This window comes from Halomicrobium sp. HArcel3, assembly GCF_058933135.1.
Genome location: NZ_JBZYDN010000005.1, coordinates 213,565 through 234,691 on the forward strand (window position 1 = coordinate 213,565; position 21,127 = coordinate 234,691).

Here is a 21,127-nt window from a genome sequence, read left to right on the forward strand (position 1 = left end):
CATGCAGCACTACCTCGACGTCGACGACCTGACGACCGACGAACTGACCGACGTGCTGGACCGCGCGGCGACGATCAAGTCGCTGGGCGGGGAGAACCTCCTCGGGGGCCAGACGCTAGGGATGGTCTTCGAGAAGCCCTCGACGCGGACCCGGGTCTCCTTCGAGACCGGGATGACCCAGCTGGGCGGCCACGCCGTCTTCCTCGGCCCCGACGACATCCACCTGGGCCACGGCGAACCCGTCAGGGACACCTCCCGGGCGCTCAGCCGCTACGTCGACTTCCTGATGGCGCGAGTCTTCGACCACGCGGACGTGGAGGAACTGGCCGAGTACGCCGACGTTCCCGTCGTCAACGGCCTCACCGACGACGCCCACCCCTGCCAGACGCTCGCCGACCTGCTCACCATCCGCGAGGAGTTCGGCGACTTCGACGAGGTCAGGGTCGCCTGGGTCGGCGACGGCAACAACGTCTGCCAGTCGTTCGCCCTCGGCGCGGCGATGACCGGCCTCGACCTGACCGTCGCGACGCCCGAGGGGTACGGCGTCGACGAGAGCGTGCTAGAGCGGGCCGAGGCCGTCGGCGACGCCCCCGAGACCACCAACGACCCGGACGCCGCCATCGCCGACGCCGACGTGGTCTACACCGACGTCTGGGTCAGCATGGGCCAGGAGGACGAGCGTAGCGAGAAACTCGAAGCGTTCGACGGCTTCCAGATAACCCCCGACGTGCTCGGCGACCGGACGCTGATGCACTGCCTGCCCGCCCACCGCGGCGAGGAGGTCACCGACGCCGCCATCGAGAGTGAGAACGCCATCGTCTGGGACCAGGCAGAGAACCGCCTGCATGCCCAGAAAGGGTTGCTGGCGTGGCTGGCGGCGCAGAGCTAGTTTCCGGGCCGAACGCAGTGAGGCCCGCCTTTTTTCGCCCACGTTTTTCGAGAAGCGGTCGTGAGCGGAGCGAACGACCCGACGAAGAAAAAGGTGGCTCGGGAGGGGTTGCTGGCGTGGCTGGCGGCGCAGAAGTAGTGCCGAGCGAGCGGAGCGAGGTCGGTTTTTCGGTCCAGATTTTCCGAGGAGTGCCCGTGAGCAGAGAGCGGTTCGCGAGCGCCGCGAGCCACCCACCTATTTGGCGATTGTAAGTTCCGCAATCGTAACAGGAATGGTGGCCGTGGGAGTCTATACACCTGACGGGGCCGATGTCGAACCGGCCGACGTCGCCAACAACCATGTCACAGGACGCTACAGCGACGAACGGCGAGCGGACGGAGCATCGAACGAACGGGCTGATCGGCCGGCGGCGGTTCGTCCAGTCGGCCGTGTCGACGGCGGCGCTCGGAACGTCGGGACTCGCGAGCGCCAGTGCAAGCGGGCGAGAGGCGAGCGGGTCCGGCGCTTGCGGCGGCTTTCCGCCCGAGTCGCTCACGAAGTGGGGTCCCTCGGTGACTCTGGGGGACGGTGAAGCGCGGACGTTCACGACGACGACCACCTCCGGGACAACAACCATCCACGGTGTCCTGATCGACCGGGCAGCGCTCCAGGAACTACCGTCCGCAGCCGATCTCGCGGACTGCGGCGGATACGACGACAAGTACGGGCCCGGCGGCCTGGCGACGACGATACACGGGAAGCGCTCACTGGAGTTCTTCGTCCCGTTCCCGGACGCCGAGGGCACGTCGATCACCTTCCTCGGACTCAACTGGAACCCTGGCGGGCATCCGCCGCCTGGCGTCTACGGGGTTCCCCACTTCGACGTCCACTTCCACGCGCTGCCGATGGCCACCGTCGACGCCATCGAGGGTTTGCGACGAGCGAGCCACGACGTGCCAGCGGCCCGGATCCCGGAAGGCTTCTCGCGGGCGCCGGACCCGAACGTCGGCGGCCCCGCCGTCGTGACGGACATGGGCGAACACCTGGTGAACCGCAACGCATCGGAGTTCGACGGCGAACCGTTCACGAACGCGCTCATCTGGGGCGTGTACGACGCGGACGACGACGGCGTCGCCGAACTCTCCTTCGTCGAGCCGATGGTCACGAGAGCGTACCTGACGGGACTCTCGGGCACCGACGAACGGCCCGTCCCACAGGCAGAAGACGCCCACGGGACCGGGCCGTGGCCGAGAACCTACAGCGTCCGCGACGTCCCGACTCGGGACGCCATCGCGATAACGGTCCGGGGATTCGACGGCGACTGACTGGCGGTGCCGTGGCGACGTCGCCCACCGCGTCTCGTACCAGATGGCGGTAATTCTGCCACCCGGCCGCCGGATGCCGGTACCGGCGCTACACGGGACGAGAAGGATAATTACACCGGCAATGTTTTGCATAATATCCAAACGTTGAATACGGATGGGAAAGAGTGTCTCTCTGGTATGGCTGAGGCACAAGCGGATACAGCAGGTGGCAGCGGCAACGAACAGCTGATAGCGCTCGTCCTCTCCTTTTTGATCCCCGGCGTCGGGCAGCTCTACCAGGGGCGGAAGAAGGAAGCGATCGCCTTTTTCGGGGGATTCGTGCTCGCGATCGTCCTCAGCGTGGTACTGACGGTCGTCACGCTCGGTCTCGGGGCCATCCTCGTCCCCATCATCGTCGGCTCCGTGTGGGCGCTCGGCCTCTACGACACGTACGCCGAGTGGCTCGAACTCTGAACGGGCGGTTCTGACGACGAAGTGGGCCGGTCTGACCGACCGCGATTTTTCTCGACCGACGAGCCACTGGAATCGCACTCGTAGCAACTGCTCGCCGCCGAAACGGGACGGGGCTTGACTGGACGGGATCACCACCGTCTACCCCGCCCGAACGACGGCCGGGGACGAACCGGTCCGCGCTAGAACCGGTCGTGGACGACGGCGAAGACGCCACCCAGGACGGCGCCGTAGACGGCGTGCCACAGCAGCGACGGGAGCGCGAAGTTCGGGAACGGCGGGCTCGCCGGGGACCCGACGGCGCCCAGCCACAGAGGCATGACGAGCGCGGCCAGCACGAGCCAGGTCACGACGCCCCAGCCGAGGCCCGCGGCGACGACTTTCGCCGGGGAATCGACCGAGAGCGTGCCGACGAGGCCGGCGAACGCGAGCCCGAGGGCGGCTCCGTGGAACACGTGAACGAGAAACCCAAGTTGCAGGTTCGCCGGCGGTGCGAGCGTGTACAGCGACGGGATGGCGACGGCCAGGACGGCCGCGTTCATGACGACCATGAGCGCGCCCATGGCCAGGCCCCCGACGATTCCCCCGATGACACCAGCCGTCGCGTCGAACGAGACGTCGTCTTCGATCGTTACGGACCGTTGTGTTTCAGATGACATACAGGAGAAGATTCACGCGGAGTGAGGTATGACAGTATGGCGGCTGTGTTCCATCGGGGTCAGACCGCGGTACTTCAATACGGTTGCCGCTCGAATCGGCGGCAACGACCAAACCGATGGCCTCCGAAGTTCCCACTATGGACCCGCTCGTCACGACGGACGGCGCGATGGGCGCCGACGAACTGCTCGCCGCGCTCGATGACGGCCGACGCGTGGTCGTCCGGACCGAGTTCCTCGGCGAGGAACACGAGGTGACACTGCGCCGCGACGGCGACGTCTTCTACTGCGACACACCGACCCGACTCCACAGACACGAGAGTCGCGAGGAGATGCGGACCTGCATCGAGAAGCAGGGCTACGCCAGCGAGTGAGCGCGGGCGGACGCGGCGTCCTTTTAACCGGATTGAGCTGGCGGGTCACCCATATCGTCCGCCCGCCGACGAAGTACGGTCACCGTTCAGAACGGCATCCCACGAACGAACGGAGGGAGACGAGCAACGAACGGTCCGGAAAACATACACACCCAACCTGTGGAATCAGCAATATGAAGCGGCGGACGGCAATGATAGCAGGAGTCGTCGTCCTCGCCCTACTAGCGGGCCTGACGTGGTATCAGGGCGAATCCTGTGGTGACCCGTCGGGTATACACGTCGACAGCCACTACGCCCAGCGTGACGTGCTGTCGCAGACGGCGTCCGCGGAACGGGGGGTTCTGGAGCAAGGCAGTGAGCCGCGGACGGTCGTCACCAGTGAAAGCGAGGCGCGACGAACCCTCGAAAACGGAACCGAAGCGGCGGCGTTCGCCCGCGAGACCGACTTCTCGCAGTCGTACGTCCTCGTCGTCCAGACGGACAGTTCCTCGAAAACTCGTCTCGAAGCGCGCTGTATTCGCCGGACCGAGGACGGGATCGTCGTCAGGGCGGCCCTGACGAACCAGTCCGGACCGAGGACTAGCGATCTCGCGCCGCACTCGCTCGTGCTACGGATCACGGACGAACGAACCCCGGCACCGGAGAACGTGACCGTCGAGGTGACCGGTCATGACGTCTCGCCGGTGTTCCCGTTCGGGCGCGTCGGCGGCGTCGAATAGGTCACCGCCGAACCGTGTCGACGCGGTCCATCACACAACGTTCGCGGTGACCGGCGGGTAACTAGATGGTTTACCTCGCTGGGACCAGAACTGCTCCGCATGGCCGTCGACCCCTCCCCCGAACGCTTTCGCGACCTGATGCTTGGCGACGAACCCGGCCTCGAAGAGGTGATGGCCTGCGTGTTCGGCATCCAGAAACACGAGGTGCGAACCTACCGGACGCTGCTCGACGAACCCGCGAGCACCGTCGAGGAACTGGCCCAGGAACTCGACAGGGACCGGAGCAACGTGAACCGGTCGCTGTCGACGCTGCGCGAGAAGGGGCTGGCCGACAGGGAACGGCGCCTCCTCGACGGCGGCGGGCACGTCTACCAGTACGCCGCCACGCCGCTGGAGGAAGCCCGGGAACTGATGCACCAGACGCTCGACGAGTGGGCCGCCTACGTCCACGAGCGCATCGACGAGTTCGGGGACTAAGGGGCGAATTGTACTGTCACGGAGAGTGTCCCGGAGGAAGCCCGTTTCGAGTGTACTGGTCGCGGCGTTCCACAAAGGACGGACACTATCGTCGTGCCGTTCTGCGAACACAGCCTCTTACTCGTGCACTCGGAAGAACCGGTGTCCCCTATAGCTGACAGTGAAAGAGATTATTAGCCGTGCCTGCGGCCATACACTATGTCGATTGCCAGCCGGAGTACAGCCCATCGCCTGATCGGAGGCGCGATACTGCTCGTCGGTACTGCGGCGCTATTCTCTGGAGCCAGTTTGGGTGCAGAGAGTCTCGTCTCCATCTCGTTCTTGTTGTACGGCGTCGTGAGCGTCGGTATCGGGTTCAAGTTACTCATTTCGAACTCGTCGAGGTCCGGCGCGGCAGATTGAGCGAATACGACTGTGCGATCTCCTCACCGACTGCGCTCCGTCGCTGATATTACGTCCCGCTCCAGTCGAAATGAAGGGGTTTCAGTTCACCGGCGACCGCTCGACTCCGTGCGCTACCGGCCGGCTTTATTGTCGCCGCGTTTGCAGGTCGAGCTATGGCGCCCTCCATCCGAACCCTGGCGCGGGGGTTCGCGGCGGTGTTCAGCTCACTCGTTCTACTCGGCCCGCTGGCGTTCGTCGCCCTCGTCGGTGCGCCCGTGATACTGCTCGAAGCGACGGGGCTCACCGTTCCCGACCCCGTAGCGCTCGCCTGGATCGGCGCGTCCGCCGTGGCGGCGCTCTGGCTGGCGGTCGAGGGCGCGACGGTCCAGCTGTACGGACTCGACGCCGTGGATCGCGGTGGTTCGTCCCAGCGAACGGCCCGGTACGCGGTGATCGCGGTGACGACGATTGCCGCGCTCGTCGTCGCCGTCCGGTTCCTGGCCCTGGCGATCCCGTGGGCGTTCGGGACGGGCGGCGCCGCCGCACAGGTTTTGGCCGTCGCCGTCGTCCTCGCGCTACTCGCCAGCCTCTACAGGACGGCCGACGCGGTACGAGACGGCTACCAGCGCGCACGGAGCGACCCGTCACGAGAAGCGAACACCCGCCGGCGCTAACCGCCCCACTTTTTGCCGCAGGGGGTCTGGCCCAACGTAATGGCCGAACTGGAGCTCACGGACGACGTGCCGTCGGTCGCCGACGACGGCGTCTGGCTGACCTGCATCGAGTGCGGCGAGGCGTTCGCACCCTTCGACGCGATTCGCTACACCTGCGACGAGTGTGACGGACTGCTGGAAGCGCGCTACGCCGACCTGCCCACCTGGGACGACTTCGAAGGGGAGGGCGTCTGGCGGTACAACGCCGCGCTGCCTTTCGAGGAGGGCGTGACCCTCCCCGAGGGACACACGCCGCTGCACAAGGTCCCGCGGCTGGAAGACGACGTCGGCGTGAACGCGCTGCGGATCAAACACGAGGGGATGAACCCCACCGGGTCGTTCAAGGACCGCGGAATGACCGTGGGGGTTCGCGTGGCCCAGGAACTGGGCGTGGGTCGGCTGGCCTGCGCGTCGACGGGGAACACCTCCGCCGCGCTCGCAGCGTACGGCGCCCGCGCGGACCTGGAGACGCTCGTCCTCCTGCCCGCCGGCAAGGTCGCCGCCGGCAAGGTCGCCCAGGCGTCGCTCCACGGCGCCCGCATCCTCGAAGTCGACGGCAACTTCGACCAGTGCCTCGACATCGTCCAGGACCTCGCGTCCCGTGGCGAGGCCTACCTCCTGAACTCGCTCAACCCCTTCCGCCTCGAGGGCCAGAAGACCATCGGCCTGGAGTTCATGGAACAGTTCCGCGACGACTACGGCACCTTCCCCGACCGCATCGTCCTCCCCGTCGGCAACGCCGGCAACACCGCGGCGCTGTACAAGTGCTTCCGCGAACTCCGCAAGGCCGGCGCCATCGAGGAGTCCGACGTGCCCGCCATCACGGGCGTCCAGGCCGAGGGCTCGGCGCCGATGGTCGAAGCCGTCCAGGAGGGCAACGACGAGGTCCGCCGCTGGGACGAGGTCGAGACCATCGCGACGGCCATCCGCATCGGCAACCCCGTCAACGCGCCCAAGGCGCTCCCGGGTATCCGCGAGACGGGCGGCACCGCGGTCGCCGTCACCGACGAGCAGATCACGTCGGCCCAGCGCGACCTCGCCGAGGAGGGCGTCGGCGTCGAACCCGCCTCCGCCGCCAGCGTCGCCGGCCTCCGCAAGCTTCGCGAGCAGGGCGTCGTGGACGCGGACGAGAACGTCGTCTGTCTGACGACCGGTCACCTGCTCAAGGACCCCGACGCCGCCGCGAAGGCCGGCGTCGACCCCGAACCCGTCCCCAACGACACCGACGCCGTGCTCGACCACCTGGCCCAGAACTGACTGGCGGCCCGAATCGCGCCCGTCGGCGCTTCGACCCAAATTTCCGTCGCGCTCACGAAGGATTTTACGTACCGCCGCAGATGCGAACTCCATGAGCGCGCTGTACAGCGTGGTCGAAGGGGCGCTGTTTCTGCTCGGACTGGCCTCCCTACTCACGTGGACGGCCATGGACTCGGCGGCACGAGACGGTGTCAGTACTCGCGTCTGGACGGCGTCTGCCCTCTTCCTCCCCGCTGTGATTTTCTACGCCGTATTCGTTCGGACGCGCCATCCGCGTCGCCGGACGCCGACGAGACTCGAACATGCGGCTCTCAGTCTCGCTATCGCAATCCTGGGCTGGACACTTCTGGAATTTTCGTACTCTGCCGCCGTTCCGAGGAATGCAACCATCGCTGGAATCACCCTGTTTTCGATTCTGTCGTTTTCAGCGACGGTGTACGTCTCATTGAGCAGCTTCTGGCCACGGAATCCGGAGTCGTCGCCAAACGCGAACGTGGACGGCCAGTAGAGGTCTCTCTGAGGATTTTCCAACTGGCGCGCGCTGTCGCGGCCTCCGGGCCGCGACGAAGCCGTGCGAGGGATGAGGAGCGCAACGGAGTGAGCACCGCAGTCGGTTGGGGAGGTGTGTGGCGGTCTGCTGTGCGGTGCGTCCCTGGTGGATGAAAGGGCGAGGCCCGGTGGCCGAAGCACGGCGAAGTAAGCACCGCAGCCGACAGGCGAGGAGCGCAGCGAGCCGCGCGAGGCGAGCGGGCCGAGGGCTTTCGACGTGTTTGCAGGTGTACAGTCGGCTGCGGCAAAACGGGCCGAGGGTTTTCCACAGACACCCCGATAATCGCCACACGTAACGGAGAATACACACCATGTGACGCGCGTCCGACGCAGCTTTTTGTAGCCGCCCGTGGTACTCACTAGCGTGTCCTCGAACGCTTCGACCGCCGAGAGCGGGGTCTCGGCCGAATCAGCCACCATCCCAGGCATCGCCACCGACGAACGCAACACCACCAGCACCCGGACGCAGTTCGACGTTGAGCGCGAGATCCTCTGTAACTACATCGAAGAACTGGAAGCGGAACTCGTCCGCGAACGCCAGCGCAGAGAGCAGGTCGTCGACCACTACGAGCAGTTGCTGGACGCCGAACGGAGTGCAGAGCCCGAATCGACCGGTGTGCTTCACAGCCTCTTCTGAGTCGCGAGAGACGCACCCGGTCGGACTATTTTCGACGCTATCCGGTCGACTATTCGCTGCGGTAGTGACCGATGGCTATCAATCCGACCAGCACCAGAACTCCGATCGTAGCGGTCCTGGCAGTCCGCACGGCGACGACGAGTACTAACAGGAAGGTCGCGAGCAGTAACAGCAAGGCTGCATCGAGGCGGTGACGGAGGGCGTCGTCCATGCGGGCGAATCGAACAGCGCGGAAAAATCGGTTCCGGTGCGGACCGACCCCTGTGGCCGGCCGAATCCTCGTCTCTCAGGCGCCGTTGAGCGAGATGTGCTTCGTCTCGATGATGCGCTCGTCGTCGTTGAGTCGGGCGAGTACGTCGTCGGTGGGCTCCTCGTCGAGGTTGTACACCGACAGGGCCTCGCCGCCGATGGTGCCGCGGCCGTTGAACATCCCCGCGATGTTGATGCCGCCCTCGCCCAGCACCGTTCCGATGAAGCCGATGACGCCGGGGGCGTCCTCGTTGCGGGCGACGAGCATGTGGCCGTGGGGGATGGCGTCGACGCGGTAGCCGTCGATGCGGACGATGCGTTCGTCGTCGCCGGCGAACTGGGTGCCGCTGACCTTGACGCTCTCCTCGCCGTCGCCGACTTCGACGGTGATGAGGCTCTGGAAGTCCTCGGCCTGGTTGGTCTTGGTCTCGGTGACCTCGATGCCGCGGTTCTCGGCGATGCCCTGGGCGTTGACGCCGTTGACGCTGCCGACGAGGGGTTCGAGGACGCCCTTGAGCGCGCTGGCGGTGACGAGTTCGACGTCTTCCTCGGCGATGTCGCCGGCGTAGGTGACGTTCACGTTCTCGACGCGGCCGTCGAACAGCTGGACGGCGACCTTGCCGGCGGTCTCCGTCAGGCCGATGTAGGGCCGGATGCGGCTGAAGACGGCCTCGTCGACGGAGGGCGCGTTGAGTGCGTTGACGACCGGTTCGTCCTCGAAGGCGGCCAGAATCTGGTCAGCGGTGGAGGTGGCGACGCCCACCTGGGCGGCCTCCGTCGAGGCGCCGAGGTGGGGCGTCACGATGATGTCGTCGACGTCCAGCAACGGGCTGTCCGCGGGGAGGGGTTCCTCCGCGAAGACGTCGATGGCGGCGCCCTTGAGGACGCCGTCCTCGACGGCCTCGGCGAGGGCAGGCTCGTCGATGATGCCGCCGCGGGCGCAGTTGACGACGTAGCCGTCTTCGAGCTGGGCGAGTTCCGCCTCGCCGATCATGTCCTCCGTCTCGGGCGTGAGGGGGGTGTGGATGGTGAGGAAGTCCGCCGCGGCGAGACAGTCGTCGAGGTCCTCGACGAGTTCGGCGTTGAACTGCTCGGCGCGCTCCTCGCTGATGTAGGGGTCGAACGTGACGACGTCCATCCCCAGATTACCGAGGCGCTTGGCGACTTCCTGGCCGACGCGGCCGAAGCCGACGACGCCGAGCGTCTTGTTGTTGACCTCGGTGCCGAGGTAGTCGCCCTTGGCCCACTCGCCGTCCTTCAGGCGGTCGTGGGCCTGCGGGATAGAGCGGGCGGTGGCGAAGGCCATCGCGACGGAGTGTTCGGCGGCGGCGCGAACGTTGCCCTCCGGCGCGTTGGCGACGATGACGCCGTGGTCGGTGGCGGCGTCGATGTCGATGTTGTCGACGCCGATGCCGGCCCGGCCGACGATGACGAGGTCCGGCGCGGCGGCCAGGACTTCCTCGGTGACTTCGGTGCCCGAGCGGACGATCAGCGCGTTGGCGTCCGACACGGCGTCCAACAGTGCCTCTCCTTCCACGTCGTAGGCAGTCTCGACGTCGTGGCCCGCCTCCCGCAGGCGGTCCAGACCCGCGTCAGCGATCGGATCGGTAACGAGTACGTTCATGTGCGTGGAATCTGTGGGGGAAGGGATAACGCTTGTTTTTCGGCCGGGGCTGAGCGCAGCGAAGGCCCGGCGAACGGGCGAGCGGGAGCGAACGAAGTGAGCGACACGCGAGCCGGCTGGGCCCTCCCTTCGGTCGGCCCCAGCGAACGCTCGAACGGTGAGCGAAGCGAGCCGTAAGCAGCGAGCCGTGAACGACGGTCGACCCCGCAGTCGACCAGTGTCTCGGAGGGCTCGAACCGAGAACTCCCGGGGGGAACCGAGAGGGTGGACCGACTCACTCGACGTCGGCCCGGTCGAAGAGGTCAGTCAACAGCGATCCCTCGGCCTTGCGGAGGTGGGCGTGTAGCGTCGGGGCAGTGATGTCGAGCGAGTCGGCGACGTCTTCGGCCGTCGAATCCCGGGGCCAGTTGAAGTAGCCGGCGCGGTACGCGGCCTCGATGACCTCCCGCTGGCGGTCGGTGAGACCGGCCAGTCCCGCGTCCCGGATGCCGGCGGGTTCCTCCAGCGGGCCGGTGCGCTCTCGCTTGGCGACGACGACGGCGTCGGGGTACTGCCGGTCGAGGTGGTCGGTCAGGGCCCGAACGTTCGCGTCGGCGGGAACCTCGACCTCGTAGGTGGCCCGGTCGTCGTCCGTCCGGGCGGCCTGGACCGCGCTGCCGAACTCCAGGAGGGTGCCGAGGAGCGACTCCCCCGCCACGGACCACTCCACGAGCCCGTCGGTCTCGCCGTCGCGAATGGTCCGGACCGACCCGGGAACGCGAGAGTCGAGCGCCGCCGACACCATCGCACCGGGCGCGCCCGTGACGTGCACGTACGCGAGGTGGTCCTCGGCGGTTGCAGGGACGAATCCGGAGACGGTGAGGTCGGCGCCGGTGGCGGCCGCAGTCGCGGCGAGGGGGTCCGACTCGGCAGGGTGTTCGAGTTCGAGTTCGATGATGGACTCCGCCGACAGCAGGCGTCGGGTCTCGACTGCGTTGATGGCGTGGCCGATGCTCTCCCCGAGTTCTCCGAGGACGGCGCGTTCCCGGTCGCTCACGTCAGCGCGCTCGGTGTCCAGCCCGAGCACGCCGTACACCGTGCGGCCGTAGCCGACCGGGACGACGACCCAGGTACCGTCGTCGGTCTCGGCCGTGGGGACGGCGCCTTCGTCTTCTGCCCGGGACACGCGGCCCAGGACGTCGCCGTCGAGGGCGTCGTCGAGCGCTGGTGGGGCGGGGCCGGTGTGGTCGCCGGCGACAGTCCATCTGTCGGCGTCGCCGGTCCAGGTCGCGACGTCCGCGATACATGCCGTCCGGTAGAGGTCGGACTCCACCACGCGGTCGGAGACGGTGCGCTCGATCCGCTCGCGGGAGGGGGCCGAGACGAGCGCCTGATTCACGCCTCGAATGACGGCGTTCAGGTCGTTGAGCGTGGCGAGTTCGTCGCGGTGGGCGGCCAGCTCGCGCTCGCGCTCGAACCGGGCGGTCACGTCGTAGTAGACGAGCGTGTTCCCGATCTGGCGGTCGTGGCGGTCGACGATCGGCGATATGCGGACCTCGTAGACGCTGTCTTCGAGTTCGATCTCCGCCAGGGCGTCCTCGGCGCCGAAGTCGATCCGCGACTCGTCGACGAACGACCGGGCCGGTTTGCCCAGCGCCGCCCCCGGGTCGTAGCCCAGTATCTCGCCGGCAACGGCGTTACTGTAGACGATTCGGTGGGCGTTGTCGACGATGACGACGCCGGCGTCGAGCTGTGAGATCGCGGCGTTGCGACCGAGCTGGCGCGTCGCGGGCACGAGGTCGAACAGCTGGCGGCGAAACAGGGCGTAGCCGAACGCGAGGCCGGTGACGGTGAAGGCGTAGGGCGTCAGGTCGATCGTCTGGCCGGGTTCGAGGAACACGATGTCGAGGACGTTCGCGACGAACGGCGTCGCGATCCCGAGCAAGAGGAGGACGGACTGGTCGGTGTACAGGTAATCGGAGACGAAGACGAGTCGGACGAGCAGGGCGACGGCCACGGCTATCAGCACGTACGTGTAGAGCGTGTGGACCCAGAAGCCCGGACCGTAGGTGAACTCGACGAGCGCGAGGCCGTCGACGTCGAGGACCCGGACCTCGGTCCACATCAGACGGTGCCACGGATTCGTCCAGAACGCGAGGACGGAGAGAGTCGGAAAGACCCCCAGCAGCGCGACGCTCCGGCGCGTCACGTACTGGTCGTGGCCGGTGTAGGCCAGCGCGAAGAGGAACAGCCAGAGGTGCAGCGTCGTCCCGATCCACTGGACGTCCTCCCAGAACAGCCGCCAGGCGGGCTGAGGCGTCAACAGGGCGATGGCGTACCCACCCGACCAGATCGACAGCGAGACCATCAGGAGGGCGAACGGCACGGCACCCGGTTCGCGCCGATGCCGGGAGGCGTAGCCCGCGAGCGCTGACATGATACCCGTGCAGGCGACCAACAGCGCGACGAAGAGCCAGCCCCTAGTGGTGACTACCATGGTTCGACCTCGGCGTGTGTGTCAGTTTCGTCCCGATCGTTCCGTCCATAGTGATCGCTCGTATTGAGGATTGCGCGAGTGGTGAAATAATTTGGCCAATTATCGGTCTCAATCACGGTAGCACATCCAGCAGCGGATTCGACGTCGCTGCAGTACGTCGGTTCAGACCATCGACGGGCGTGAACCGGCGTACCGCCGGCGAGGGGCGCCCTCGAATAGCCCTCCTCCGGCAGGGCGACACCGTATGCGAGGACGCGGGGATCACGACCTGACTTCGAGCCCACCGGTCGTCCTGCTGCTCATGCCGACGCCGCCCCCGAGCCAAGCGAGAAACGGGTTGTTCCCGGTGAGAAATGGGTTGTTGCCGGTGAGAAACGGATTGTTGCCAGTGAGAAATGGATTGTTCCCGGTGAGAAACGGGTTGTTCCCGGTGTCGAACAGGGGGACGCGCTGGATTCCCGCAGCGATGACCACGTCGTCCGGCGACACGCGGGCGAGATTGACGACAGTGACCCAGGGATGGGCCTCGCCAGAGACGACACCGACGAACGTCGCGGTCTCGGCCGACTGGCCCAGGATCGAGTGGCCGTCGGCCCAGTTCGAGATCGGTTCCGGCGGGCTCTCGGAACCGCCCTGCGACTCCGATTCGAGATCCACCGCCGTCGGTCCGGCGATCCACTCCACGGATCCGGCGTCCGTGGCCCCGGCGGTTCGGAGCATCTCGCGGGCGGCGTCGTGACGGAGGAGCTCCCCGAAGGGCATCTCCGTCAGTGGATTGCCGGACTGGCCGGCGAGCGACGCGTTCGGCGTCGCGAGGGTGGCGAATCCGTACGACTGCCCGCCCATCGGCGCCGGAAAAGTCGTCGTGTCCGCCGCGTCCAATCGGTCGCTCCCCGTCGCGACGTCTCCGGGGACGACGTAGACGGTGTTCGGATCGGTTGAGTCGAACGTGTCACCCGGCTCGATCCGCTCGCCGGGTGACTCCGATTCAGACCGGCCAAACGCGTTCGCCCGGGAGAACGCCTTCGACTCGCCGTGCAACACCACGACGCGGAGGTCCCTCGGATCCTCGGGCGCCCGCTGCGACCCAGGATACCACGGCGACCCCGAGTCCCACTTCGACCCCGGATACCACTTCGAGTCCGGGAACCACGCCGGACCGGGAACCTCGAACCCGCTCGCCTGGACGGTCACCTCGTCGGCGTCAATCGCGCTCCCGTCGAACATCGCGAGAGTCAGGGCCGCGGGGACCGTCGATTCGCCGAACGCCTGCTCCGGGATCAGGAGGGTCGCCTTCGACGGGTCCGCGAAGACCGACGCATCGCTTCCCACCGCGAGCCGGTCGAGTCCGAAGTCGGCGGCGTTGCCAAGCGCCGGTATCGACCGCCGAGTCCCCGTCTGGTCGGAGAGCTCCCCGACGCCACCACCGCCTCCGAGGGTCGCCGCCTGCTGAGCGCCGGGTACGGAGCCGTCGGGAGCGCGCAGCGTCGCAGACCCGGATCCAGGCGTGGAGACGGTAGCGAGGGCGGCTTCGAGGAGCGTCGGCTCCGACAGTGGCGAACGTCCGTAGACGGCGATCCGGTTCGTGATGGTGACCTCGCGGTCGACCGAGTCGATGGTCCGGACGACCGTCGGCGACTCCCGCGCCACCTCGGTCATTCCGAGTTCCGTCTGGACCCCGTCGGGGAGTATCACCGGATCGGCCTCGAACTCCGTACCGGCGAGCTCGCCACAGCCGGCTATCCCGGCGGTCGCACCGACGCCACAGGCGGCCAGAAACGCCCGACGTGATCGTTTCCACTGTGCTCCGGTCCGCGTCGCCCTGTCTTTTCGTCGCATGGGACGAGGCTAACTGGGACGGTTGTAAATCGCGACGCTACGTACCTCGTGTCCCGTCGCACTCCGGTTGCCGTCGTGCGGTTCAGTAGCGAGAGCGGCAGGTCGGCGACGTCGACAGCAGAGCGGTCGCCGGGAGGCAACCTATGGCGACTGCCACGTCGCGTTACCAGCGGAACCAGACCCGGCCTCCCCATCCGTCCGCGCTTCGGAGACCAGTCCATACCCGAACGGGACGACGCCGAGGACGCGAACGGTAACCGGCATCGCCACGCCCACGGCGGTAGGCGGTCGGCGCGTCCAGTCGTCGGTCTCGCAGCGCGATCCCGCCGCTGCGACTACCCGAATCTACCCGTCAGTACCGGTCAGTCGTCGAAAAAATTCGATCGCTCAGAGGCGAACCTACCGCCAGGCCGGTAGCGAGGCGGCGTCGTCGAGGGGGAGCGTCAGATAGGCGCCGTCCGTCGTTACGTCGGCGATGATGAGCGTATCCTCCTGGCCGGCTTCGACGGAAGCCATGACGTCTGCATCGGTTGCCGCCTCGGTCTTTGCTACCGTGTTCGACTCCATGTATGACAATGTGTAACACCCATATATAAGAATACCGGAATCCCGGGACGGGGGTAAGTTTTGCGTCGGACGAACGACTGACTCAACGGCATATTGCGGTAATATATGCCCACAACGGGCTTCAGTACCGTCGTGTGAAGTGGTAACAAACCAGAATGTCGCTCACGCGCGCTCGGGAACTATCTTGATAGGGCCGCGGATCCGGTCGCGGTGCGGTCTGCAGTGGCGGTTTCGGTGCGGTGACGGTGCAGTGGCGGCGCGGTCGGCACCAGCGCAGCACCCGGTTGCGAACGAGCGAAGCGAGTGAACGACCGGTCTTTTTTGGTCCACGTTTTTCGAGGAGTGGTTCGCGAGCAGCGCGAGCGAACCCGACGACGAAAAAGGTGGGAACGGTTAGGACTTTGTACGTGGGGGCGGTGAATCGCAACATGAACGTCGCAGACGCCATGACGCCCCGCTCGGAGGTCGTGACTGTCGAGATCCCGGGCACCCGCGCCGACGTGCTGGAGTACCTCCAGGAGCGCAAGTTCTCTTCGGTTCCGATCATCAAGCAGACCGACGACGGCGAACAGTTCCGCGGGCTGGTCTCCCGCGAGTCGCTGATCGAACAGCCCGACGAGGACCAGCTGGCGCTGCTCATCGAGGAGACGCCAACCGTCACCGCCGACGCGAGCATCGAACACGTCGCGGCCGTGATGGCCGCCGAGGGAGCACGCCGGGTCCCCGTCGTCGACGGGAAGCTCGAGGGGATCGTCACCGTCACCGACGTCATCCGCGCGATCGCGACCGGCAACGCCGACGGCGACACGAACGTCGGCGAACTCGCCCGGCGGTACGTCAACTGCGTCTACGCCGGGACGCCCCTGCCCGTCGCCGAGCAGGAGCTGTTCCACGCCGACGTCCCCTACGGCGTCGTCCTGGACGACGACGGGGAGACCTGCGGGATGATCACCGAGGTCGACATCATCGACGTCGCTCGCGTCGTCGAAGGAGAGGCCCAGACGGGTGACTCGATGGCCGGGGACGACGACGACTGGAAGTGGGAGTCGATCAAGGCGGTCGGGAGCCGGTACATGCCGACGCGGAACGTCGAGATCCCCAGCACGCCGGTCCGGGAGCTCATGACCGCGGATCTCGTCACCATCGGCGAGCGCCGCACCGCACGCGATGCGGCCCAGATCATGATCGAGGACGACATCGAGCAGATCCCGCTCGTCTCGGGCGACCAGCTCGTCGGCATCGTCCGCGACATGGACCTCCTGGAGGGCCTATGACGGACGACGCCGAGCGGCGGGCGTCGTCGACCGAAGGGAGCGACGCCGAAGGAGCGAGCGGCGGAGCCGCGAGCAGCGAGGGGTCGTCGAACGGCGAGCGGGAGCAGCCGGAGGGTGCGACACGCGAGCGAGACGCGGACGGCCAGACACTCGTCGAACTTGCGAAGCGACGGGGCTTCTTCCTCCAGTCGGCTGGCGCCTACGGCGGCGTCTCGGGCTTCTACACCTTCGGTCCCCAGGGCGCCGCGCTGAAACAGGCCATCGAGGACACCTGGCGCGACCGCTTTACCATCCGGGAGGGGAACGTGGAGGTCGACGCGCCGACAGTGATGCCCGAGGCCGTCTTCGAGGCATCGGGCCACCTCGACGGCTTCGACGACATGCTCGTCGAGTGCCCGGAGTGTGGCGAGAGCCACCGCGCCGACCACGTCGTCGAGGACAACACGGACCTGGAGGACGCCGAGGCCCTGCCCGTCGAGGAGGTCGAGGAGCTTATCGCCGAGTACGAACTCGTCTGCCCGAACTGCGGCGCCGGCCTCGCCGGCCAGGCCGTCGAGGACTTCAACCTGATGTTCGCGACGAACATCGGTCCCGGCGACTCCTCGCCGGGCTACCTGCGACCCGAGACCGCCCAGGGCATCTTCGTCGAGTTCCCCCAGCTGGCCGAGTACGCCCGGAACCAGCTCCCCTTCGGCGTCACCCAGATCGGTCGGGCCTACCGCAACGAGATCTCCCCCAGGAAGTCGCTCCTGCGGGTCCGGGAGTTCACCCAGGCCGAACTGGAGCTGTTCATCGACCCGGAGGAAGACGAACCCGACCTCGGTCCCGTCGCGGACGTGACGGCGCCGTTTTACCCCGCGACCGAGCAGGAAGCCGACGACGGCGATCCCTACGAGGCCACTATCGGCGAGATGGTGGAGGACGGCGTCATCGCCAAGCCGTGGATCGCCTACTACCTCGGCGTCGCGAAGGAGTGGTACGAGCGGATCGGCGTCGACATGGACCGGTTCCGGTTCCGCCAGCACCTCTCGGGCGAGCGGGCTCACTACGCCGCGGACTGCTGGGACGCCGAGGCCGAAGTCGACGGGGACTGGATCGAACTCGGCGGCTTCGCCTACCGCTCTGACTACGACCTCTCGAAACACGACGAGTACTCCGACGACGACTTCACGGTGTTCAAACAGTACGACGAGCCGATCACGACCGAGCAGGCACTCGTCGACCCGGACATGAGCTACCTCGGGCCCGAGTTCGGCGGCGCCGCCCAGGACGTCGCCGACGCGCTGGCGGACCTGGCCGAGCGAAATCCCGCGGCCTTCGAGGAAGCGGGAGAAGACGGCGAGGTCTCCGTCGAGGTCGACGGCGAGGAGTACACCGTTCCCGTCTCCCAGACCGACTTCCGGGTCGAGGAGGTCACCGAGTCGGGCGAGCACGTCACCCCCCACGTCGTCGAGCCCTCGCTCGGTATCGACCGGGCGCTGTACACCGTCCTCGACCACACCTATCGCGAGGACGAGATCGACGGCGAGGAGCGGGCGTTCCTCGAACTGCCTGCAGAGGTCGCCCCGACGACCGTCGGCGTCTTCCCGCTGATGGACAGGGACGGGCTGGGCGAGAGAGCCCGCGAGGTCGCTCGCGAGTTGCGAGAAGCGGGCCTCTCGGTCACCTACGACGACGCCGGCGCCATCGGCCGCCGGTATCGCCGGCAGGACGAGGTCGGCACGCCGTTCTGTGTCACCGTCGACTACACCACCATCGGGGAGGGTCGGGACGACGACGAGGGGGAACCGGGGACCGTCACCGTCCGCGAGCGCGACACCACCGCACAGCGGCGGATTCCGGTCGAGGAACTGACCGAGACGCTGACCGCGCTGCGGGACGGCGACCTGTCGTTCGACGACCTCTGATAGTGGTGGTTGTAATTCGTTCCCAACGTTTATCCGTCGACGGTCGATTCAGCCCTGAGACACACTCGATAGCGTCTACCCGACGAAAATGGTTACAACCACCACTATGAGACGATGGCCGAGGAACTGAAGCGTCGGCTGGTCCACGCCAGCGGCACCCTGGTCCCGCTCATCGCCGTCGTCGACCCCTCCCGGTGGGAACTCGTCCAGGGGGTGCTCGTCGCCGGTGCGGTCGTCGCCGTCCTGCTCGAAATCGTTCGTCTGTACGTCGGCCTCGACTGGGTCGTCTACGACCGCCTGACCAGAGAGTACGAACAGGACAACCTGGCGGGCTACGCGCTGGCGCTGATCAGCATGGGCGTCGTCGCCGTCGCCTTCGACCAGTCAGTCGCCATCCCGGCCATCCTGATGCTCACCATCGGTGACCCGATCAGCGGCCTGCTGGGCTCTGGCGAACTGCGGACCGCCAAGCAGGCCTACGTCCTGCTGACGATGTTCGGCGTCTGTCTGCTCATCGCGGCGGGGCTGGGTGTCCCGACCGTGCCCGCGGTGCTGGGCGCGCTGGCCGCGACGGCCGCCGACGGGCTCAAACCCGTCGTCGCGGGCTACGTCATCGACGACAACCTCACCATCCCGCTGGCGGCGGCCGTCGCGATCGCGACGGGGATCCGGTATCTCCCGTCGGTCGTCTGAGCGCGACCCGCCGTCACTCGCCGGTCACGTCGGCCACGAGCGGCGCGAGTGAGTCCGTCAGCCGGTCTGCGTGCTGGATCATGACGGTGCCGAGGACGCTCATCGCGAGGACGTAGCCGACGGTGAACGCCGGGACGACGTCCGCGAGGGTACCGCCCGCGCCTGCGGCAAGCGTCGCGATGACCAGCGAGAACTCCGCTCGCGGAACGAGGCCGATACCGGTCCGGAGCGACCTGGTGGGCGAGAGGTCGTAGACGCGGCCACCGATGGTACCGCTGACGAGTTTGGTTCCGGTGGTGAGGACGACGGCGACCGCGAGCAGGGCGGCGACGCCGGCCAGCACGGTGACGTCCGTCGTCAGCCCGATGGCGAAGAAGAAGACGGCGGCGAAAAGATCCCGGACCGGGGCGACGACGTCCTCGATGCGCTCGGTGTGGGGCGTCTGGCTGAACGCGGTCCCGACGAAGAAGGCGGCGACGGCCTCGCTGACGCCCGTCGCGAGCGCCGCGCCGGCGACGAGCGTCGTCGCGCCGAGCACGTGCAACAGGAACAGTTCGTCGTTGGGCAGGTCGAAGGCCCGCTCGACGTAGTCGGTTCCGTACCAGGCCACGGCGGCAATGGCCCCGAGGAAGGCGAAGGCCCGGGCGACGTCCATCGCTGCGCCGGCCAGGTCACCCGAGCCGGTGAGCAGCGCCGCGACGAGGGCGAGGTACACCGCGATGACGATGTCCTCGAAGACGAGCGTCCCGAGGATCGGTTCGGCCTCCGGGTTCGCGACCCAGCCCCGGTCGATGATCGACTTCGTGACGACGGCCGACGAGGAGATGTAGACGACGCCGGCGATCAGCAGCGTCTCCAGGGGCGTCCGACCGAAGAGGACGCCCAGGGCGACGCCGGCGCCGAAGTTCAGCAGGAAGTCCACGGAACCCGCCTTGGTGATCCGCTTCCGGTCGGCCAGCAGCTGGCCGACGCTGAACTCCAGCCCGAGGAAGAAGAGCAGGAAGACGATGCCGAGTTCGGCGGCGACCGCGATGAACTCGCCGTACGCGACGAGCTGGAGCGAGACGCCCAGCACCTCCGTGGGCCACTCCGGACCGACGAAGATGCCGGCGACGATGTAGGCGGGGATCACCGACAGGCCGACGCGGTTGGCAGCCAGGCCGGCGAGCGCGACCGCTGCCAGGGCGATCCCGATCTCGACGAGTGACGCCGCCATCAGTCCTCGACCAAGTCCGACAGGGCCGAGTGCTCCTCGCGCGAGCCCAGGGTGACGAGCACGTCGCCGGTCTCGATGGTCGCGTCGGGACCGGGATTGGGGATCGTCTCCTCGCCCCGCTGGATCGCCATCACGGACACCCCGGTCCGGCTGCGGATGTCGCAGTCGGCGATGCTCTGGCCGACGACCGGTGCGTCCGCCCCGACCTCGGTCCACTCGATGATCGCCTCCCCCAGCGGCACCTCCACCTCGTCGAGTTCCACCGGCTGGAAGTACGCCCCCTCCAGAATGGAGCCGAGCTGGCGGGCCTGCTTGCCGGTCAGCGAGAAGAGCTGTTCGCTGTCGGCGTCCGGGTCCGGCCGTCTGTAGACGTCCCGCTTTCCGTCGTGGTGGATGATCACCACCAGGCGCTCGTCCCCGTCGATTTCGAGTTCGAACTTGTGTCCGACCCCGGGGACCTCCGTCTCGTAGATAGTCACGTTTCGAGGTTCGTACCGCCCGTTATTAAGCGACGAGGTCCCTCCAGCGGTCCCACCGGCCCCAGCAAGCTTAAGCCCGCGAATCACGACTCGGTGCGTATGCTCGTCGAGGTGCTCGTCGGTGCCGCCGTCAGTCTTCTCCTGCTCGTCGTTATAATCGGGTACGCGATCCGGCGGAGCCCACAGCTGTTCGTCGCCGAGCGACTGGCCGAGAAGGTGTACGAGGACGACGAGTAGGTGTCGTTGGTGAGGTGTGGTTGCTAGTTACAGTGTGTAGAGGTATCCTATGGGAGTTCGAGTTATCGACGCGACTGGAGACGACAACACGTCGAAAGCCCTCAGCCCGGTCGCCTCGGGTGACTCGCTGCGCGCCTCACTCCGTTCGGTGCTTGCG

At 67.1% G+C, this 21,127-nt stretch carries 22 protein-coding genes; 14 read left to right on the forward strand and 8 right to left on the reverse strand.

Features of this window, described 5'->3' with window-relative positions; all coding sequences use genetic code 11:
• Window position 1: 1 nt before the first annotated feature.
• The 3 genes from argF (at window position 2) to AC5FRV_RS14560 (ending at window position 2,646) form a co-directional block, all read left to right on the forward strand.
• Window positions 2–889 (forward strand): ornithine carbamoyltransferase, encoded by an 888-nt coding sequence (gene argF / locus AC5FRV_RS14550; protein ID WP_493561805.1) that lies wholly within the window; start codon window positions 2–4, stop codon window positions 887–889.
• A gap of 338 nt (window positions 890–1,227) precedes the next feature.
• The gene (locus AC5FRV_RS14555) at window positions 1,228–2,193 is read left to right on the forward strand and encodes a hypothetical protein (RefSeq protein ID WP_493561806.1); all 966 of its coding nucleotides are present in this window, start codon (window positions 1,228–1,230) and stop codon (window positions 2,191–2,193) included.
• A gap of 177 nt (window positions 2,194–2,370) precedes the next feature.
• Window positions 2,371–2,646, forward strand: a complete 276-nt coding sequence (locus AC5FRV_RS14560) for a hypothetical protein (RefSeq protein WP_493561807.1) — start codon at window positions 2,371–2,373, stop codon at window positions 2,644–2,646.
• A 179-nt stretch (window positions 2,647–2,825) separates the two neighbouring features.
• On the opposite strand, the gene AC5FRV_RS14565 is transcribed toward AC5FRV_RS14560, so the two are convergent.
• Window positions 2,826–3,302 carry a DUF6789 family protein gene (locus tag AC5FRV_RS14565; RefSeq protein WP_493561808.1) on the reverse strand — a complete coding sequence of 159 codons (477 nt, stop codon included), beginning with the start codon at window positions 3,300–3,302 and terminating at the stop codon, window positions 2,826–2,828.
• Window positions 3,303–3,439: 137 nt separating this feature from the next.
• On the opposite strand from AC5FRV_RS14565, the gene AC5FRV_RS14570 reads away from it, so the two are divergent.
• The 7 genes from AC5FRV_RS14570 (at window position 3,440) to AC5FRV_RS14600 (ending at window position 8,409) form a co-directional block, all read left to right on the forward strand.
• Entirely contained in the window at window positions 3,440–3,673 is a 234-nt protein-coding gene (locus tag AC5FRV_RS14570) for a DUF8001 family protein (protein ID WP_493561809.1), read from the forward strand.
• 191 nt (window positions 3,674–3,864) lie between these two features.
• Window positions 3,865–4,392: a hypothetical protein gene (locus tag AC5FRV_RS14575; RefSeq protein WP_493561810.1), complete on the forward strand. Its 528-nt coding sequence runs from the start codon at window positions 3,865–3,867 to the stop codon at window positions 4,390–4,392.
• Between the two features lie 99 nt (window positions 4,393–4,491).
• Window positions 4,492–4,869: a helix-turn-helix domain-containing protein gene (locus AC5FRV_RS14580; RefSeq protein WP_493561811.1), complete on the forward strand. Its 378-nt coding sequence runs from the start codon at window positions 4,492–4,494 to the stop codon at window positions 4,867–4,869.
• Window positions 4,870–5,426: 557 nt separating this feature from the next.
• Window positions 5,427–5,927, forward strand: a complete 501-nt coding sequence (locus AC5FRV_RS14585) for a hypothetical protein (RefSeq protein ID WP_493561812.1) — start codon at window positions 5,427–5,429, stop codon at window positions 5,925–5,927.
• A gap of 39 nt (window positions 5,928–5,966) precedes the next feature.
• On the forward strand, window positions 5,967–7,223 hold the full coding sequence (gene thrC, locus AC5FRV_RS14590) for a threonine synthase (RefSeq protein ID WP_493561813.1): 1,257 nt from the start codon (window positions 5,967–5,969) through the stop codon (window positions 7,221–7,223).
• Window positions 7,224–7,314: 91 nt separating this feature from the next.
• Window positions 7,315–7,731 (forward strand): hypothetical protein, encoded by a 417-nt coding sequence (locus AC5FRV_RS14595; protein ID WP_493561814.1) that lies wholly within the window; start codon window positions 7,315–7,317, stop codon window positions 7,729–7,731.
• Between the two features lie 405 nt (window positions 7,732–8,136).
• Complete coding sequence (locus AC5FRV_RS14600; RefSeq protein WP_493561815.1) at window positions 8,137–8,409, forward strand: hypothetical protein; 273 nt, start codon at window positions 8,137–8,139, stop codon at window positions 8,407–8,409.
• A gap of 49 nt (window positions 8,410–8,458) precedes the next feature.
• Here AC5FRV_RS14600 and AC5FRV_RS14605 read toward each other — a convergent pair whose 3' ends face one another.
• The 5 genes from AC5FRV_RS14605 to AC5FRV_RS14625 all read right to left on the reverse strand — a co-directional run bounded on the left by AC5FRV_RS14605 (window position 8,459) and on the right by AC5FRV_RS14625 (window position 15,164).
• Window positions 8,459–8,620: a hypothetical protein gene (locus tag AC5FRV_RS14605; RefSeq protein ID WP_493561816.1), complete on the reverse strand. Its 162-nt coding sequence runs from the start codon at window positions 8,618–8,620 to the stop codon at window positions 8,459–8,461.
• A gap of 75 nt (window positions 8,621–8,695) precedes the next feature.
• Window positions 8,696–10,282: a phosphoglycerate dehydrogenase gene (serA, locus tag AC5FRV_RS14610; RefSeq protein WP_493561817.1), complete on the reverse strand. Its 1,587-nt coding sequence runs from the start codon at window positions 10,280–10,282 to the stop codon at window positions 8,696–8,698.
• Between the two features lie 274 nt (window positions 10,283–10,556).
• A complete protein-coding gene (locus tag AC5FRV_RS14615; protein WP_493561818.1) occupies window positions 10,557–12,758 on the reverse strand; it encodes a histidine kinase N-terminal 7TM domain-containing protein in 2,202 nt (733 codons plus the stop codon).
• A 261-nt stretch (window positions 12,759–13,019) separates the two neighbouring features.
• On the reverse strand, window positions 13,020–14,597 hold the full coding sequence (locus tag AC5FRV_RS14620) for a hypothetical protein (protein ID WP_493561819.1): 1,578 nt from the start codon (window positions 14,595–14,597) through the stop codon (window positions 13,020–13,022).
• 399 nt (window positions 14,598–14,996) lie between these two features.
• Window positions 14,997–15,164, reverse strand: a complete 168-nt coding sequence (locus AC5FRV_RS14625; RefSeq protein ID WP_493561820.1) for a DUF7556 family protein — start codon at window positions 15,162–15,164, stop codon at window positions 14,997–14,999.
• Window positions 15,165–15,592: 428 nt separating this feature from the next.
• Here AC5FRV_RS14625 and AC5FRV_RS14630 point away from each other — a divergent pair, with 428 nt between their 5' ends.
• The 3 genes from AC5FRV_RS14630 to AC5FRV_RS14640 all read left to right on the forward strand — a co-directional run bounded on the left by AC5FRV_RS14630 (window position 15,593) and on the right by AC5FRV_RS14640 (window position 19,038).
• Entirely contained in the window at window positions 15,593–16,438 is an 846-nt protein-coding gene (locus AC5FRV_RS14630; protein WP_493561821.1) for a CBS domain-containing protein, read from the forward strand.
• A complete protein-coding gene (glyS, locus tag AC5FRV_RS14635) occupies window positions 16,435–18,345 on the forward strand; it encodes a glycine--tRNA ligase (RefSeq protein ID WP_493561822.1) in 1,911 nt (636 codons plus the stop codon). The genes AC5FRV_RS14630 and glyS overlap by 4 nt, the downstream gene beginning before the upstream one ends.
• Before the next feature lie 114 nt (window positions 18,346–18,459).
• Window positions 18,460–19,038 carry a dolichol kinase gene (locus AC5FRV_RS14640; RefSeq protein WP_493561823.1) on the forward strand — a complete coding sequence of 193 codons (579 nt, stop codon included), beginning with the start codon at window positions 18,460–18,462 and terminating at the stop codon, window positions 19,036–19,038.
• A 13-nt stretch (window positions 19,039–19,051) separates the two neighbouring features.
• Here the strand turns inward: AC5FRV_RS14640 and AC5FRV_RS14645 are convergent, their stop codons facing one another.
• The gene (locus AC5FRV_RS14645) at window positions 19,052–20,254 is read right to left on the reverse strand and encodes a cation:proton antiporter (protein WP_493561824.1); all 1,203 of its coding nucleotides are present in this window, start codon (window positions 20,252–20,254) and stop codon (window positions 19,052–19,054) included.
• A complete protein-coding gene (locus AC5FRV_RS14650) occupies window positions 20,254–20,733 on the reverse strand; it encodes a cation:proton antiporter regulatory subunit (protein ID WP_493561825.1) in 480 nt (159 codons plus the stop codon). The genes AC5FRV_RS14645 and AC5FRV_RS14650 overlap by 1 nt, the downstream gene beginning before the upstream one ends.
• Before the next feature lie 99 nt (window positions 20,734–20,832).
• Here AC5FRV_RS14650 and AC5FRV_RS14655 point away from each other — a divergent pair, with 99 nt between their 5' ends.
• Window positions 20,833–20,970 (forward strand): hypothetical protein, encoded by a 138-nt coding sequence (locus tag AC5FRV_RS14655; protein ID WP_493561826.1) that lies wholly within the window; start codon window positions 20,833–20,835, stop codon window positions 20,968–20,970.
• Window positions 20,971–21,127 lie beyond the last annotated feature (157 nt).